We start from the raw sequence: 16,917 nt of genomic DNA on the forward strand, positions 1-16,917 counted from the left end.
TGACACATGAAGATAGGCGTGCGTTTGTTGCTGGGATATTTTTTGATAGTCGCCATTGCCGGTTACTTTGTCATTCGTATTTTCGTACAAGAAGTTAAGCCCGGTGTACGACGAGCCACTGAGGGGACTTTGGTGGATACGGCGACGCTGCTGGCACAATTTGCTCGCCAAGATATGTTGCAGAATAAAGTGGCTGGCGGTCAGTTGGCTCAAGCTTTTGCCTCACTGAATCTGCGCCCAATTGGTGCGAATATTGAAGGTATCCGCAAGGACCGTAATGAGTATCGTGTTTATCTCACGGATGCCGATGGGCGGGTGATTTTTGATTCATCGGGTAAAGCTGTAGGGCAAGATTATTCACGTTGGAATGATGTGTGGTTAACATTGCGGGGTGAGTATGGCGCTCGTAGTAGCCGCACAGACCCCAATGATGAGCAAAGCTCGGTGATGTATGTGGCAGCCCCGGTTATCGGGGAGAATCAAATTATTGGCGTGCTGAGTGTGGGCAAACCCAATATTTCTATGGCCCCTGTTATCAAGCGTAGTGAACGTAAAATCTTATTGGCCGGCGGAGTGCTACTGGGCATTGCTTTACTGATCGGCTTGGGATTTGTTTGGTGGATTAATCGAGCTATCGGTAAGTTAGTGGATTATGCCGAGCGTGTTTCCGAAGGACAGGCCGTGGCCCTGCCCATGATGGGGAGCAGTGAACTGAATGATTTAGCTCGAGCATTAGAAAGCATGCGCCTTAAATTGGACGGTAAAGCCTACATCGAACAATATGTTCATACGCTGACCCATGAATTGAAAAGTCCATTGGCGGCAATTACCGGCGCTGCCGAGCTATTGAGAGAGTCGCCCCCTCCCGCCACTGCGCAGCGTTTCCTGATCAATATTGAACAGCAAAGCGCGCGCATCCAACAATTGGTCGATAAAATGTTGATACAGGCTCGACTAGAGAGCCGGGTTGATTTTCAACTCACATCATTGGAAATCAGCCACATCATCAAGCAAGCGGTCAATGGCAAAGAAGCTCAGGCTACCCGTCGTGGAATTCGCTTGCAGCTCACCGGTGTTGATAGTGCGACATTAACTGGCGACGCTCTGTTGTTGAGTCAGGCGCTGACTAATCTGATTGATAATGCACTGGATTTCACCGCACCCGAAGGGGTGGTTACCGTGAGTGGTCAACGCCAAGATGATGAATACTGGATAACCGTTGAAGATAATGGCAGCGGTATTCCTGATTATGCTCAAGAGAAGATTTTTGACCGTTTTTATTCGCTACCGAGAGCTAATAGCCCAAAAAGTACTGGGCTGGGGTTAAATTTTGTGCACGAGGTTGCTGCTATTCACCGAGGGCGTATCGCCCTTGAAAATCGCCAGCCGCGCGGGGTTCGTGCTCGCCTGACTCTGCCACTAGATATCACTTAATCTGTCGACTTCACTTTCACTTCACATAACCTCATTCTCCTTTCACTTCACCCGCTTAAGCTGCTCCCCTGACCTTAAAAGGAGTGCAAGTTATGTTCAAATCGGTACTGTTTTGGAAAATAGCCACGTTGTTGGGATTAATTCTTTTGATGATGATTCCAAAAGAAATGTTGTTGAACGTTATCAATGAACGCAGTGGCTATCGTGAGAGCGTGGTTGATAAAGTGAGCGACAGTACCAGCCGGGCGCAAAAGATCCTTGGTCCACTGATTGTGGTGCCTTACAGCGAGTGGGTAGAAACTGAAGTTGATGGCAAAAAGCAAGGGCAGCGCATCAACCGCCACCGCTACATACTGCCAGAAGTTATGACAGTCACTGGCTCACCTGATGTTGAAGTGCGTCAATTGGGCATTTATAAAGCACAGGTCTATCAGGGGGAACTCTATTTTCATGGGCAATTTGAATCTTCTTCATTAGAGGATTTAAACCATGAGGGTATTACTATCGGTACACCATCACTGGTGTTGGCGCTGAGTGACTCCAGAGGGATCCAGCAGATTTCGCCACTAAGTTTGGGTAGCTCAAAAATTAATTTCGAGCCGGGGGCTTTTTTGGGGCGCACGGGGCAAGGTGTTCATGCACCACTGACACTCGCGCAGATTCAACAGGGTAAATTCAATGTTGGTTTTAAACTGACGCTGATGGGCACCAACAGCCTCTCTATCATCCCAGTAGGGCGTAGCAGCGAGCTGACCTTACAGAGTAATTGGCCACATCCGAATTTTGTTGGTGAGTTTCTCCCCTTGCAGCGCAAAGTGGACGACAGTGGTTTTCGTGCGCATTGGAGCAGTAACTGGTTGGCGAACAACATGAACATTAATTTCGCCAGTGATGATGCGCGCTTTAATTTTGACAGGTTACCGGCTTTCACCACCAGCTTGATTGAGCCAGTCGATCACTATCAGCTAACTGAACGCGCCATTAAATATGCAATTTTATTTATCGGCCTGACATTTTTTAGCTTCTTCCTGTTTGAGAGCCTGACCTCGCTTCGTGTGCATCCTATTCAATATTTGCTGGTGGGCGCTGCACTGGTCTTGTTCTACTTGATGTTATTGGCTTTCTCTGAACATCTTGGCTTCACACTGGCCTATCTTATCGCCAGCTTAAGTTGCAGCCTGTTAATTGCTGTTTATCTGAGTGCGGTATTGGGTGGGTGGTTGCGCGGTGCGTTATTTGCCGGTGGCCTGTTATTGTTGTACGGCGTGTTGTTTGGCTTACTGCAATCAGAGGACAATGCGCTGCTATTGGGGGCGGCTCTACTGTTTATCATTCTGGCGGCGGTCATGTTACTGACAAGGCGGTTGGATTGGTATCAAGTGGCTAATCCGCAGCGTTTTGCTGGGCAGAAAAACAGGGAATCGACCCGCGGTGAACCTAAAGCGGAAGAGATGGCAATGGATGTAGTTCCTGCGGGAAACGGTGCTCAAGATTCATTTCGCTTGTGGAAGTAAATCGGTAACAGACATCAATTAATATCAATAAAAACGGGCATAATATGCCCGTTTGGTTGACTAAAGTAGGGCATCCATTTCAAGCAGAATTTGCTCACACCACTGTTCGATGCGCTCTTCACTTAAATCGTATTGGTTGACTTCATCTAACGCTAGACCCACAAAGTTTTTACCATCAGCACTTAGCGGTTTGGGGCTGGTAAACTCAAACCCGTCGGTTGGCCAAAAACCAATAAACTTCACACCTAATGGCGCAATATGGTCATGTAGCATGCCCAGCGCATCCAGAAACCATTCGCTATAACCGAATTGATCGCCCATACCATACATAGCGACAATCTTTCCCTTGAGATTAAGCTGTGTTAACTGTGGCCAAATGGTCTCCCAGTCTTCCTGTAGCTCACCGAAATCCCAAGTAGGAATGCCTAGAATTAAAACGGAGTAATCTTCCATCAGGCGGGGGCTGACATCTTTCAGATTGTGTAAATCAACCAAATCTTCGCCGAGAATATCGCGGATTTTTTCTGCCACCATTTCGGTATAGCAGGTGCTGGAGCCGTAAAAGAGACCAATCTTCATGATGTATAGCCATAGCATTACTAATAAGGAATAGCATCGAGTGTACCAGATTTGTCACGTCATCAGGCATAATGGCCACTGAGTTCAATCAAAGAGAGAAACAGTCATGCAACAGCAAAATAACCCGCTGATTGAACAGTTTCTTGATGCCTTGTGGCTGGAGCGGAATCTGGCGGAGAATACACTGGCCTCATACCGTCTGGATCTACATGCACTGAGTGGATGGCTAGAGCATCATGGCAGTGATTTATTGCGTGCCGGTTCGCAGGACTTGCAGTCCTTCCTTGCCGAGCGCATTGAGGGCGGTTATAAAGCCACCAGTTCTGCTCGTTTACTCAGCGCCATGCGGCGATTGTTCCAATATCTATACCGCGAAAAATTACGCGAAGATGATCCAACGGCGCTGCTTTCATCGCCTAAATTACCGCAGCGCCTACCCAAAGATTTAAGCGAAGCACAGGTTGATGCACTGCTTAATTCCCCCAACGTTGATATTCCGCTGGAGTTGCGTGATAAGGCCATGCTGGAAGTGCTTTATGCCACGGGATTACGGGTATCAGAGCTGGTTGGGTTGACTATCAGTGATGTCAGCTTACGCCAAGGCGTCGTGCGAGTTATCGGCAAAGGTAACAAAGAGCGACTGGTTCCCTTGGGCGAAGAGGCGGTGTACTGGATTGAAAATTATATGGAGCACGGGCGCCCGTGGCTGATTAATGGGGCATCACTGGATGTGCTGTTCCCCAGCAATCGCAGCCAACAAATGACCCGACAGACTTTCTGGCATCGAATCAAACACTATGCGATCCTTGCCGGTATTGATAGTGAACGGCTATCACCCCACGTATTACGGCATGCTTTTGCCACGCATCTGCTAAATCACGGTGCGGATCTGCGTGTGGTACAAATGTTGCTGGGCCACAGTGACCTGTCGACAACTCAGATTTATACCCATGTAGCCACTGAACGTTTGAAGCAGCTACATCAACAGCATCACCCACGCGCATAGTCGCGGTGTGGAAAGAGATAGGATTTATAAATGAAAAAAAGTTTATTGCTGCTGCCGATACTCATCGCTGCATTCACGGGGCTGGCTCATGCTGATGATGCCGCTATCCAACAAACACTGAAGAAATTAGATATTCAGCAAGCTGATATCCAACCGTCACCCATCCCGGGGTTGAGCACGGTGATGACAGAAAGCGGCGTGCTTTATATCTCAGCAGACGGTAAACATCTGTTGCAAGGCCCGCTGTATGACGTCAGTGGTAACCAGCCTATCAATGTGACCAACCAAATGTTGGTGAAAAAATTGGAAGCATTAAGCGGCGAAATGATTGTGTATAAAGCGCCACAGGAAAAACATGTTGTGACCGTGTTTACCGATATCACCTGCGGCTATTGCCACAAGTTACATGAACAAATGAAAGACTATAATGCGCTGGGCATTACCGTGCGTTATCTGGCATTCCCGCGTCAAGGTTTAAGCTCTCAGGCAGAAAAAGACATGCGCTCTATCTGGTGCATGGCGGATCGCAATAAAGCTTTCGATGATGTAATGAAAGGCGTCGATATTTCTCCTGCAACCTGTAAAACAGATATCAGTAAGCATTATCAGCTCGGTGTGCAGTTTGGTATTCAGGGAACGCCAGCCATTGTGCTGCAAGATGGCACCATCGTTCCTGGTTATCTGAAACCAGAAGAGATGTTACAGATGCTCAATAAGCATCAGGCATCAGTAAAAGCGGCGGGTTAATCATCCGTGACATTGAAAACTCAACTCCGTCGCCGTGAGGTGGCGGATGATAGCTATTTGCCCGCACAGCTACACCCATTGTTGCGCCGTCTTTATGCTAGCCGAGGGGTAAAAAACGCCGAGGAGCTGGAGCGTGGCGTAAAAGGTTTATTGCCTTGGCAGCAGCTTGATGGCATTGATGCCGGAGTCACATTGTTGCAGCAAGCGTTGGCCGATCGGCAGCGCATTGTGATTGTCGGTGACTTTGATGCTGATGGTGCCACCAGTACCGCATTGGCGGTACTTGCCCTGCGCAGCATGGGCGGCAGCAATATTGATTATCTGGTGCCAAATCGTTTTGAGGATGGTTACGGACTTAGCCCTGAAGTTGTCGAGCAAGTTGCTGCGCGTGGTGCGGAATTAATCGTCACTGTCGATAACGGTATCTCCTCCCATGCTGGAGTGGACTTGGCACATGCCAAGGGTATCCAAGTGCTGGTGACTGACCACCATCTGCCAGGTGAAACCCTGCCAGCGGCCGAAGCTATCATTAACCCGAATTTGACCGGGTGCAATTTTCTCTCCAAAGCACTGGCGGGGGTAGGGGTGACCTTTTATCTGATGTTGGCGTTACGTGCCCGACTCAGAGAATGCGGTTGGTTTGAACAACGCACTTTGGCCGTACCTAATCTGGCTGAGTTACTCGATTTAGTCGCATTAGGTACAGTTGCTGATGTGGTGCCGCTAGATGCAAATAATCGGATTTTAGTGCATCAGGGCCTAAGCCGTATTCGTGCGGGGAAATGTCGTCCAGGTATTCGTGCACTACTGGAAGTTGCCAACCGCGATGCACGCCAATTGGCGGCAAATGACCTTGGTTTCTCTCTTGGCCCACGGCTAAATGCTGCCGGGCGTTTGGATGATATGTCCATTGGGGTGGCGCTACTGCTCAGTGATGACATTGCTCAGGCCAGAGCTTTGGCAATTGATCTTGATGCACTAAACCAAACACGCCGCGAGATAGAACAGGGGATGCAGGTTGAAGCTCTGCAACTGTGTGACCAACTAGAGCGCACTAGTACTGAATTACCTTATGGTATCGCGATGTTCCACCCAGAGTGGCATCAAGGTGTCGTGGGGATTTTAGCGTCGCGCATTAAAGAGCGTTTTCATCGGCCTGTGATTGCTTTTGCCCCAGCGGGTGATGGGCTACTGAAAGGTTCAGGTCGTAGCGTCGCAGGTTTACACATGCGGGATGCTCTTGAGCGTTTGGACACCTTAAACCCAGGGTTGATGCTGAAGTTTGGTGGTCATGCCATGGCCGCGGGGTTATCACTGGAGCAGGATAAATTCGATGAGTTTCGCCAGCGCTTTGCCGAGCTAGTCGGTGAATGGATGGACGCCTCGCAGCTAGAGGGCGTTATCTGGTCCGATGGTGAACTGAAAGGCAACGAATTGTCGCTGGAAACCGCAGAGTTACTGCGTGATGGTGGCCCGTGGGGGCAATCTTTTCCAGAACCGACATTTGATGGTAAATTCCGCATTTTGCAACAACGGCTGGTGGGTGAGCGTCATTTGAAGCTGATGGTTGAGCCAATGAACGGCGGGCCTTTGCTGGATGGTATTGCCTTTAATATCGATACTACCTTATGGCCGGACAGCAGCGTGCGTGAAGTTAAACTGGCTTATAAACTCGATATTAATGAATTCCGTGGTAATCGTAGCGTTCAACTACTGATTCAGCATATCTGGCCCTATTAACCAGCATGCTAAAACTGTATCAAATGGCATGATTTGCCGAGATAGCGCCATAAATACGGTCAACTTGCTATAAACCGTCGTTGAGATCCGCTAGAATTATCGGTTCGAATGGCATTCCGCCATCAACGACTCAACCTAAGACATCAAAAAAATGTTTGAAATTAACCCGGTAAAAAACCGAATTCAGGACCTGTCTGATCGGACAGCCGTTCTCAGGGGGTATCTTTGACTATGATGCCAAGAAAGAGCGACTGGAAGAAGTAAACGCCGAGCTGGAACAGCCCGACGTCTGGAATGAACCTGAGCGCGCCCAAGCGCTGGGTAAAGAGCGTTCTGCGCTGGAAGAGATTGTCACCACCATTGATCAACTGGATCAAGGTATGGAAGATGTTTCTGGTTTGCTGGAATTAGCCATTGAAGCGGATGATGAAGAGACGTTTAACGAAGCTGTTGCCGAGTTAGATATCCTTGATGGCAAGTTAGGCCAGCTTGAATTCCGCCGCATGTTCTCTGGTGAATACGACAGCGCCAACTGCTATCTGGATCTGCAAGCCGGTTCTGGTGGTACTGAAGCTCAGGACTGGGCCAGTATGTTGCTGCGGATGTATCTGCGCTGGGCTGAAGCAAAAGGCTTCAAAACCGAAATCATTGAAGAATCTGATGGTGATGTTGCTGGCCTTAAGTCTGCCACCATTAAGGTCATTGGCGATTATGCGTTTGGTTGGTTACGTACTGAAACTGGCGTACATCGTCTGGTACGTAAAAGCCCGTTTGACTCCGGTGGCCGTCGCCACACCTCTTTCAGCTCTGCCTTTGTCTACCCAGAAGTTGATGACGATATTGATATCGAAATCAACCCGGCGGACCTGCGTATTGACGTATACCGTGCATCGGGTGCGGGTGGCCAGCACGTCAATAAAACGGAATCTGCGGTACGTATTACCCATATTCCAACCAATATTGTGACTCAGTGCCAGAATGACCGTTCACAGCATAAAAATAAAGATCAAGCGATGAAGCAGCTGAAGGCAAAGCTGTATGAGTTTGAGATGCAAAAGAAAAATGCTGATAAACAGGTTCTGGAAGACAACAAGTCTGACATTGGTTGGGGTAGTCAGATCCGTTCTTATGTACTGGATGACTCCCGTATCAAAGATTTGCGCACTGGTGTGGAAACACGCAACACGCAAGCGGTATTGGACGGTGATCTAGACAAATTCATTGAAGCAAGTTTGAAAGCCGGGCTATAAGGAACTGAGATGTCAGAGCAAAAACCACAAGTCGCAGAGCAAGCGCAAGAGCTCAATAGTGAGTTGCAAGCTCGTCGGGAGAAGCTGGCTGCATTACGGGAGAAGGGGATTGCTTTCCCTAATGATTTCCGTCGTGAGCACCTCTCTGACCAGCTGCATGCTGAGTACGACAGTAAAGAAAATGAAGAATTAGAAGCGCTGAATATCGAAGTCACTGTTGCTGGCCGAATGATGACCCGCCGTATCATGGGTAAAGCCTCATTCGTCACGTTGCAAGATGTCGGCGGTCGTATTCAGTTATACGTTTCCCGTGATGACTTGCCGGAAGGCGTTTATAACGAAGAATTTAAAAAGTGGGATCTGGGCGATATCCTAGGTGCTCGCGGTAAGTTGTTTAAGACCAAAACAGGCGAACTTTCTATCCATTGTAGCGAGCTGCGTTTGTTGACCAAAGCGCTGCGCCCACTGCCGGATAAATTCCATGGTTTGGCTGATCAGGAAACCCGTTACCGCCAACGTTATCTAGATCTGATCGCTAATGACGAATCTCGCCATACGTTCAAAGTGCGTTCTCAGGTGATGTCCGGTATCCGTCAGTTCATGGTGGAAAAAGGCTTCATGGAAGTCGAAACGCCAATGATGCAAGTGATCCCTGGCGGCGCTTCTGCGCGCCCATTTGTGACACACCACAATGCGCTGGATATCGATATGTATTTACGTATCGCGCCAGAACTGTATCTGAAACGTCTGGTTGTGGGGGGCTTCGAGCGTGTGTTCGAAATCAACCGTAACTTCCGTAACGAAGGTGTTTCACCGCGTCATAACCCAGAGTTCACCATGATGGAACTCTATATGGCCTATGCGGATTACAAAGATTTGATCGTATTGACTGAAGAGCTATTCCGTACACTGACTGAAACCATTCTGGGTAGCAGCGTTGTACAGTATGGCGAACAGGAATTCGATTTTGGCAAGCCGTTTGCCAAACTGACCATGAAAGAAGCTATTTGCAAATATCGTCCTGAAACCAATGTGGCCGATTTAGACGATATGGACAAAGCGATTGCGATTGCTGAGTCATTGGGTATCAAAGTCGAGAAGAGCTGGGGCTTGGGCCGTGTTCAATGTGAAATCTTTGAGGAGACCGCAGAGAGCCACCTGATCCAGCCAACCTTCATCACTGAATACCCGGCAGAAGTTTCTCCGCTGGCACGCCGTAATGATGATAATCCGTTTATCACTGACCGTTTTGAGTTCTTCATCGGTGGTCGTGAAATTGGTAACGGCTTCTCCGAGTTGAATGATGCTGAAGATCAGGCCCAACGTTTTGCTGATCAAGTTAGCGCCAAAGAAGCCGGTGATGACGAAGCGATGTTCTACGATGAAGACTATGTGACGGCACTGGAGCACGGTCTACCGCCAACCGCAGGTCTGGGTATTGGTATCGACCGTATGGTGATGCTGTTTACCAACAGCCATACTATCCGCGATGTTATCCTGTTCCCGGCTATGCGCCCGGTAAAATAAGATAATCCGGTCAGCGGTAATCGATTAGGGCGCTACGGCGCCCTTTTTACTGAGCAAAATATTTCCATAAAAACAGCGGCTGTTATGCCTTATTTAATCTAACCGCTTAAAATACCGGCGCTTAGGCTATATCTTCGCTTGCCCATGTCAAAGAACCGGTTATAATGCAAACCGCACACCGAAGCGGGTGTAGTTCAATGGTAGAACGAGAGCTTCCCAAGCTCTATACGAGGGTTCGATTCCCTTCACCCGCTCCAATCTAACGTCTCGCAGTATCTCTCGAAGTCTTTAAAACCCCAGTAAATTCGTACTTCTCAGGTTAATCTAGTTATTCCTATATACCTGTTCGTCTATTGAAATCTACTTATAGCGGGGGGTATGTATGGGGGTATCAAATTGTACCCACCTAAAAGGCACCCCCAGATGAAGCTAAATGCCCGGCAGATTGAAACAGCCAAACCCAAAGACAAAGCCTATAAGCTCGCGGATGGGGGCGGTTTGTACTTATTGGTCAATACCAATGGCTCGCGTTATTGGCGTTTAAAGTACCGCTTTGCGGGGAAAGAGAAGTTGTTGGCCGTGGGGGGTGTATCCAGATGCGTCGTTAGCGGTTGCCAGAGTGAAACGTGACGAGGCTAAGAAGATTGTCGCTGGTGGCGGTGATCCCAGCCAGAACAAACAACAGGAAAAACTAGCCCGACAAGGTGAAGCGACGAATACCTTTGAAGCTATTACCCGAGAGTGGTATCTGCGTCGTTATGATAGATGGTCTGAATCCTATCGTTTAGAAATGATGAGCACGTTTGAAAGAGATGTTTTTCCATATATCGGTTACCGGCCAATCAAAGAAATTAAACCACTTGAGCTAATGGTCGTGCTGTCCAAGTTAGAAAAACGGGGTGCCACTGAGAAAATGCGTAAGGTTCGGCAACGATGTGGTGAGGTTTGGAAATACGCCATCATCACTGGCCGAGCCGAATATAATCCCACCCCTGACCTTGCCAGTGCTTTTGCTCCCCATAAACGCGAGCACTATCCACATCTTACGATTAATGAAATCCCTGAATTTCTTTCCAGCCTTGCCAGTTATAGCGGCAGCATGTTGGTTAAATTAGCGACGCGGTTGCTGATCCTCACCGGTACCCGCCCGGGTGAATTGCGGCAGGCCGAATGGGCAGAGTTTGATTTTCATAATGCCTTATGGGAGATACCCGCGGTGCGAATGAAAATGCGTCGGCCACATATGATTCCATTATCCCGACAGGCTATAGCTATTCTGGAAGAGCAACGGGTCATGGCTTTCGCCACACAATGAGTACTATCCTGCACGAGAAAGGCTATAACACAGCGTGGATCGAGTTACAGCTTGCTCATGTGGATAAGAACTCAATTCGTGGCACATACAACCATGTACAATATCTGGATGGACGACGGGATATGATGCAGTGGTATTCAGATTACCTTGAGAACCTTGCTGATGACGGAACCATTGTTCATGGGACTTTTGGTAAAACAGCATAACTAGGGTTTAAGTCACCCAGTTATAACCTCGGCTGAGTGTATTTTATCTTCGTAATTCATTCTACGTGAGTAGAAGTCATGAGCTGATTTTTATTGGTGATTATGAACTACTAAACCAATGAGTGAAAATACGGTAAACAAAGGCCTACGAGTTATGGGATATGATACGAAGGTTGAAGTATGTGGCTACGGTTTCAGAACCATGGCTTGTAGTTCATTGATTGAGTCGGGATTATGGTCGAAGGATGCCGTTGAGCGGCAGATGAGCCATATGGAACGCAACTCTGTTCGCGCTGCTTATATCCATAAGGCTGAGCATCTGGATGAACGCAAGCTGATGCTGCAGTGGTGGGCTGACTTCTTGGATGCAAATCGGGAGAAGGGGGTTAGTCCATTTGATTTTGCTAAACTACACGGATTGAAATAATATCATCTGGTTATTACCCATCAGTCTAGGAATAACCCAAAAAAGACATCCAGGCATAAAGATGTCTGTATGTCATTTTGTTTGTAGCTCACATGGAACAGTATTGATTGCATGGGATGCAATAGTAAAAACTCTGGCTAGACTTGGGCACCTGTACGCGGGTTTACCATTGAGGACTTCGGAAGGAGCACTGGTAATGGTGAAAAAAGAAATACCCCCAGGTGCGCGGGGAAGACTCTATCACCTTCGAACTGTGCCTATCTGCTCAGGATTCCACTTCCACTCCGGTGCAAACTCAATAAAATCAATTGCACTCTGACTTATGGACCGCTTTGCCGACATAGCACGCCGTTGCTCACACAAGCGCTGAGCATTTTCTGGGGCATAGCCTTCTGCTGTGCTGTTACGCCTGAGTTCACGGGAAACCGTCGACGGGCTGACCAATCTCACGATAACTACAATTTTCTTTAAAAAACAGGGCAATCTGGTATCGTTGCTCTTCAGTTAGCTGCTGTACTTCATGGTTACTCGCTCATCTTTCGCTGGAAGAGGGAAAGCTTATCAGCTGTTAACCCCTTCCTCACCATAATGACCTAACGTTGTACTTATTATCTGAATTCGCGGCATGCTAAAACTTGGGGAAACCCGTCGACATCTTGCCTGAAAAATCACGTATGGAAGATGTTATAGCTGAAAATAGGGATGTTGCCCTTCCATGAATAATCCATTCTCGCCCTCCGATATGAAAACCATTCTGCATTCAAAACGCGCCAATCTCTATTATCTTCAACATTGTCGAATTCTGGTCAATGGCGGGCGGGTTGAATATGTCACAGACGAAGGTAAGCAATCTTTGTACTGGAACATTCCTATTGCCAACACTACGGCGGTGATGTTGGGAACAGGAACTTCAGTCACTCAGGCAGCCATGCGTGAGTTTGCTAAAGCGGGAGTTTTGGTTGGATTTTGTGGCGGTGGGGGCACGCCTTTGTTTACTGCTAATGAAGTTGAAGTGGATGTTTCCTGGTTAACGCCACAAAGCGAATACCGGCCAACGGAATATCTACAGCATTGGGTGAGTTTCTGGTTTAACGATGATAAGCGTCTGGCTGCAGCCATTGCTTTTCAGCAACAGCGCATTGCTCAAATTCGTACTCATTGGCTCTCGGCGCGTATGCAGCGTGAACAGGCTTTCGATGTCGATGCTGCTCAACTTAATTCCGTGCTGGACAATTTTATCCAGCGCTTATCCGCTTGTCAGAATAGCAACGATGTTCTGGCACAAGAGGCGGTCATGACTAAAGCGCTCTATAAATTGGCGGCTAATGGTGTGAAGTATGGCGAGTTCCTCCGTGCCAAACGCGGCAGCGGTATCGACATCGCTAATCGATTTTTAGATCACGGTAACTATCTGGCTTATGGCCTTGGTGCTACTGCGGCTTGGGTTATTGGCCTGCCGCATGGTTTGTCGATACTTCATGGAAAAACCCGACGCGGTGGTTTGGTGTTTGATATTGCTGATTTGATTAAAGATGCTTTGATTCTGCCACAAGCCTTTATTGCTGCGATGGCCGGGGAGGATGAACAGCAGTTTCGCCAGCGTTGCCTCACTGGATTTCAGCAGGCGGATGCACTGGATGTGATGATTGATACCCTTAAGGACACCGCAGAAAGTCTGTCACAGGTGGGTAAATGAATATATTGCTGGTTGCTCAGTGCAGTAAAAAGGCATTGATAGAAACGCGTCGTATTCTTGACCAGTTTGCCGAGCGTAAAGGGGATCGTACTTGGCAAACACCGGTTACCCAAGAGGGTTTGAATACGTTGAGGAAACTGCTGCGTAAAACCGCCAAGCGTAATACGGCAGTGGCTTGTCATTGGGTCCGGGGAGCTAACAACACAGAACTGCTGTGGATTGTGGGCAATCTACGCCGTTTTAATGCGCAGGGCACGGTACCGACGAACAGCACGCAGCGCGATATCTTGCGTAGTAGGGATGAGAATCAATGGCACAATGCGGAGGTTATCGCGCTGTTAGCGGGAATTGCCGGGCTGTTTCACGATTTCGGTAAAGCTAACCGATTGTTTCAAAACAAACTATTGAAAAAAGGGGCTTCTTTTGAGCCTTGCCGGCATGAATGGGTCTCATTGCGGTTATTTACTGCTTTTGTCGCTGAGCGGGAGGATGCACTGTGGCTGCAAGCATTGGCAACCGTGAGTACTGAGGATGAGTCAACGCTGCTGGCTCATTTGATTGCTGATGATGTACAAACACTACAGAATCCATTCACCGCACTGCCGCCGTTGGCGAAAGTTGTTGCCTGGTTGATTGTCTCTCATCATCGGTTACCTGTTTATCCTGCGTCATCCCGCTGGCCGGAATATAAAAATCCACCAAAGCTTGAATACCATGATCGTTGGCTCAGCGAATGCTTTTCACCCGGCTGGAATTCCCCGCAGTTTATGAATGACTATGCGGAGTCGGTACGTGAACATAACTGGCAGTTTCCGAAGGGGACACCGTTCAAGAGCGCAATTTGGTGCATGAAGGCGCAGGAAATTGCTCGGCGTGCCCTGCAAAGTAATGTGCTCTATAACGGGGAAGGGTGGTTTGAACAGCGCTTTACGTTACATCTTTCTCGTCTGGTTCTGATGCTGGCAGATCACTTTTATTCAGCTCAACCCTCGACGGGAAAGTGGCAAGATCGCAACTATACCGCTTTTGCCAACACCGACCGTATCACCCACGAATGTAAACAGCGACTGGATGAACATAACATCGGCGTTGCTCATAATGCGTTCCTGCTGGCCCGTAGTCTACCGGCACTGAGAGACTCTCTTCCTGCGATAACTCGGCATAAAGGCTTTAAAAAGCGAGCAACCGAAAGCCAGTTTCGTTGGCAGGATAAGGCATATGATCTCGCTTGCTCGTTAAGAGAACAAACTCGGCAGCAAGGTTTTTTTGGCGTCAATATGGCTTCTACCGGCTGTGGAAAGACGTTTGCCAATGCTCGGATTATGTATGGTTTGGCGGATGAGACGCTGGGCTGCCGTTTTAGCGTGGCGTTAGGTTTACGGACATTGACATTGCAGACTGGTGAGGCGTTGCGCGATAGGTTGCACTTACAGGATGATGATCTGGCCGTTATGATCGGCTCTGCCGCCGTCAAGGAGTTGAACGAGCAGGTGCAACAGCGAGAACAACAGGCTTCAGGCAGCGAGTCGGCAGACGATCTGTTTGCCGAGCATATGTATGTAAAATACGACGGTAGTCTTGAAGATGGCCGCTTAAGCCGTTGGTTGAAGGCAAGCCCAAAACTACAGCAATTGCTGAGTGCCCCGATCCTCGTCAGTACTATCGACCATTTGATACCCGCGACTGAAGGTGTCCGAGGGGGTAAGCAGATTGCGCCTATGCTGCGCTTGCTAACGTCGGATCTGGTGTTGGACGAACCTGATGATTTTGACCAAGCAGACCTTCATGCATTATGTCGGTTGGTCAACTGGGCGGGGATGCTGGGTAGCAGAGTATTACTCTCGTCGGCAACATTACCACCGGCCCTGATTGTGGCGTTATTTGAAGCCTACCAACAAGGGTGGATGGATTATACCCGCGTCAACGGCGAACCTAATCCACATGGCGAGATTTGTTGTGCCTGGGTAGATGAATATGATACCGGCAATGGTAGTATCGCAGACCGAGAAAGCTTCAAGCAAAAGCATCAGGCTTTTGTTCTGCAACGTGCGAAGAATTTGCTGAGCCGGCAACAGGTGTTACGTAAGGTTAGGCTGGCGGCAGTCAGTGGCAATCATGGTGGCAAGCTGGAAGCGGTGCGTTCAATAGCTAGCGTGATCCAGCAGCAGATGTCGATTTTGCATCAAGCCCACCACCAGTGTCACACACCGGGTAAAAAACGGGTTTCTATCGGTCTGGTGCGGATAGCCAATATCAACCCATTAGTGGCGCTCGCTTCAGAATTGATGGCGACGGCACCACAAACAAATTACCGGATTCACTACTGTGTTTATCACAGCCAACACCCTTTGGCACAGCGCTCCCATATTGAAACACGGCTTGATGCGGCGTTGACGCGTCACGATCCTGACGCGCTCTGGCATCAGCCAGAAATTCAGGCCGCGATACAAAAGGCACCGGAGGAGAATCAGTTGTTTGTGGTGCTGGCAACCTCGGTAGCAGAGGTTGGGCGCGATCATGACTATGACTGGGCAATTGTCGAACCCAGCTCTATGCGCTCACTGGTCCAACTGGCAGGGCGGGTACAACGGCATCGGCAGTGTCCACCTGCAACTGAGAATATCGTCATTCTTACGCACAACATTAATGCGTTGGCCGGGCAGGAAATTGCTTACCGCCACCCAGGTTTTGAAAGCCAGGGGCGCCGCTTTTCCAGTCACGATTTATCCGTATTGCTGCGAGACATCAAGTACCAGGAAATTAATGCATTACCCCGTATTTTGTCACCAGAGCCGCTTAAGCTCAAAACGCAATACGACAACTTTGCCGAGCTGGAACATGCTCAACTGCTGTGTGCCTTATTCCAACAAAAAAGTGGTGAGAAGCCTCTGCTCAGTGCTTCTCGCTGGTGGTTGAACCAGCCCACCTGGCACGCTGAATTTCAACGTTGCACCCCGTTTCGTCAATCTGCGGCGGATGAACAGTATTTTCTTTATCTGGAAGAGATCGGCGAGGTTGCCGATTTTCGCCTGTATGACATGAATGCCAGGCCACCTTGTTATGTGCCGGTGAGTGTGATTGAACCGGTAGCGCTAACACTCGCTGTAGGTAATCAGCCTTGGTTCAATCTAGATGCCGACTATGTTTACCCACTCTTGGCTGAACGTTTTGATCTGGAGCTCAACGAAATCAGCGCTCGCTACGGTGAGATCCGCTTGCGGAAGACGGATCATTCCTCTGTGACATGGCGCTATCATCCTGTGTTAGGTGTGTTCCGCACCCTTGAGTAAGGGCGCGGGTTACCTGCACGATAGTGAGGTCATAAGTACTTACTTCTAAGCTACCTATTCGGTAGGAGTGCAATCGTATTGGTTGATGAATGTTAAGTCCTTTTTGGCATTTTAAATATATAAATACGTAGGTTTAAATAAACTTATCGGAAGGTTAATATTTGAACGCTATTAGTTGTTCTATGT

Annotated in this window: 10 protein-coding genes, 1 tRNA gene and 3 pseudogenes; 12 read left to right on the forward strand and 2 right to left on the reverse strand. The window is 48.6% G+C overall.

Annotated features, from left to right (window positions below; genetic code table 11):
* Positions 1 to 6 precede the first annotated feature (6 nt).
* Positions 7 to 1,434, forward strand: a complete 1,428-nt coding sequence (gene creC / locus HUZ92_RS02415; RefSeq protein ID WP_145579866.1) for a two-component system sensor histidine kinase CreC — start codon at positions 7 to 9, stop codon at positions 1,432 to 1,434.
* A gap of 92 nt (positions 1,435 to 1,526) precedes the next feature.
* Entirely contained in the window at positions 1,527 to 2,948 is a 1,422-nt protein-coding gene (gene creD, locus HUZ92_RS02420) for a cell envelope integrity protein CreD (protein WP_050098007.1), read from the forward strand.
* A gap of 60 nt (positions 2,949 to 3,008) precedes the next feature.
* Here creD and fldB read toward each other — a convergent pair whose 3' ends face one another.
* Complete coding sequence (gene fldB, locus HUZ92_RS02425; protein ID WP_145579867.1) at positions 3,009 to 3,527, reverse strand: flavodoxin FldB; 519 nt, start codon at positions 3,525 to 3,527, stop codon at positions 3,009 to 3,011.
* 106 nt (positions 3,528 to 3,633) lie between these two features.
* Between fldB and xerD the strand changes: the two genes are divergently transcribed.
* The 8 genes and pseudogenes from xerD to HUZ92_RS02465 form a co-directional block, all read left to right on the forward strand.
* Positions 3,634 to 4,533 carry a site-specific tyrosine recombinase XerD gene (gene xerD / locus HUZ92_RS02430; RefSeq protein WP_050098009.1) on the forward strand — a complete coding sequence of 300 codons (900 nt, stop codon included), beginning with the start codon at positions 3,634 to 3,636 and terminating at the stop codon, positions 4,531 to 4,533.
* Positions 4,534 to 4,563: 30 nt separating this feature from the next.
* Positions 4,564 to 5,280, forward strand: a complete 717-nt coding sequence (gene dsbC / locus HUZ92_RS02435; protein ID WP_050296079.1) for a bifunctional protein-disulfide isomerase/oxidoreductase DsbC — start codon at positions 4,564 to 4,566, stop codon at positions 5,278 to 5,280.
* Between the two features lie 6 nt (positions 5,281 to 5,286).
* Entirely contained in the window at positions 5,287 to 7,020 is a 1,734-nt protein-coding gene (gene recJ, locus HUZ92_RS02440) for a single-stranded-DNA-specific exonuclease RecJ (RefSeq protein ID WP_050098011.1), read from the forward strand.
* 151 nt (positions 7,021 to 7,171) lie between these two features.
* A protein-coding gene (gene prfB, locus HUZ92_RS02445; protein ID WP_128451582.1) for a peptide chain release factor 2 occupies positions 7,172 to 8,270 on the forward strand; the annotation gives its coding sequence in 2 pieces (ribosomal slippage) (positions 7,172 to 7,246 and positions 7,248 to 8,270; 1,098 coding nt in all).
* A 9-nt stretch (positions 8,271 to 8,279) separates the two neighbouring features.
* Entirely contained in the window at positions 8,280 to 9,797 is a 1,518-nt protein-coding gene (lysS, locus tag HUZ92_RS02450; protein ID WP_050098013.1) for a lysine--tRNA ligase, read from the forward strand.
* 183 nt (positions 9,798 to 9,980) lie between these two features.
* Positions 9,981 to 10,054 (forward strand) — tRNA-Gly (locus HUZ92_RS02455).
* 166 nt (positions 10,055 to 10,220) lie between these two features.
* Positions 10,221 to 11,318: pseudogene (locus HUZ92_RS02460) on the forward strand (tyrosine-type recombinase/integrase).
* 65 nt (positions 11,319 to 11,383) lie between these two features.
* Positions 11,384 to 11,745 (forward strand): annotated as a pseudogene (locus HUZ92_RS02465) (tyrosine-type recombinase/integrase); the annotation flags it as partial.
* Positions 11,746 to 11,988: 243 nt separating this feature from the next.
* Here the strand turns inward: HUZ92_RS02465 and HUZ92_RS02470 are convergent.
* Positions 11,989 to 12,229 (reverse strand): annotated as a pseudogene (locus HUZ92_RS02470) (IS30 family transposase); the annotation flags it as partial.
* A 231-nt stretch (positions 12,230 to 12,460) separates the two neighbouring features.
* On the opposite strand from HUZ92_RS02470, the gene cas1f reads away from it, so the two are divergent.
* Complete coding sequence (gene cas1f, locus HUZ92_RS02475; protein WP_050296083.1) at positions 12,461 to 13,441, forward strand: type I-F CRISPR-associated endonuclease Cas1f; 981 nt, start codon at positions 12,461 to 12,463, stop codon at positions 13,439 to 13,441.
* Positions 13,438 to 16,731 carry a type I-F CRISPR-associated helicase Cas3f gene (gene cas3f, locus HUZ92_RS02480; protein WP_050296084.1) on the forward strand — a complete coding sequence of 1,098 codons (3,294 nt, stop codon included), beginning with the start codon at positions 13,438 to 13,440 and terminating at the stop codon, positions 16,729 to 16,731. Before cas1f ends, cas3f begins: the two co-directional genes overlap by 4 nt.
* The last annotated feature ends 186 nt before the right edge of the window (positions 16,732 to 16,917 follow it).

This window comes from Yersinia vastinensis, assembly GCF_902726565.1.
Taxonomy (GTDB): Bacteria; Pseudomonadota; Gammaproteobacteria; order Enterobacterales; family Enterobacteriaceae; genus Yersinia; species Yersinia vastinensis.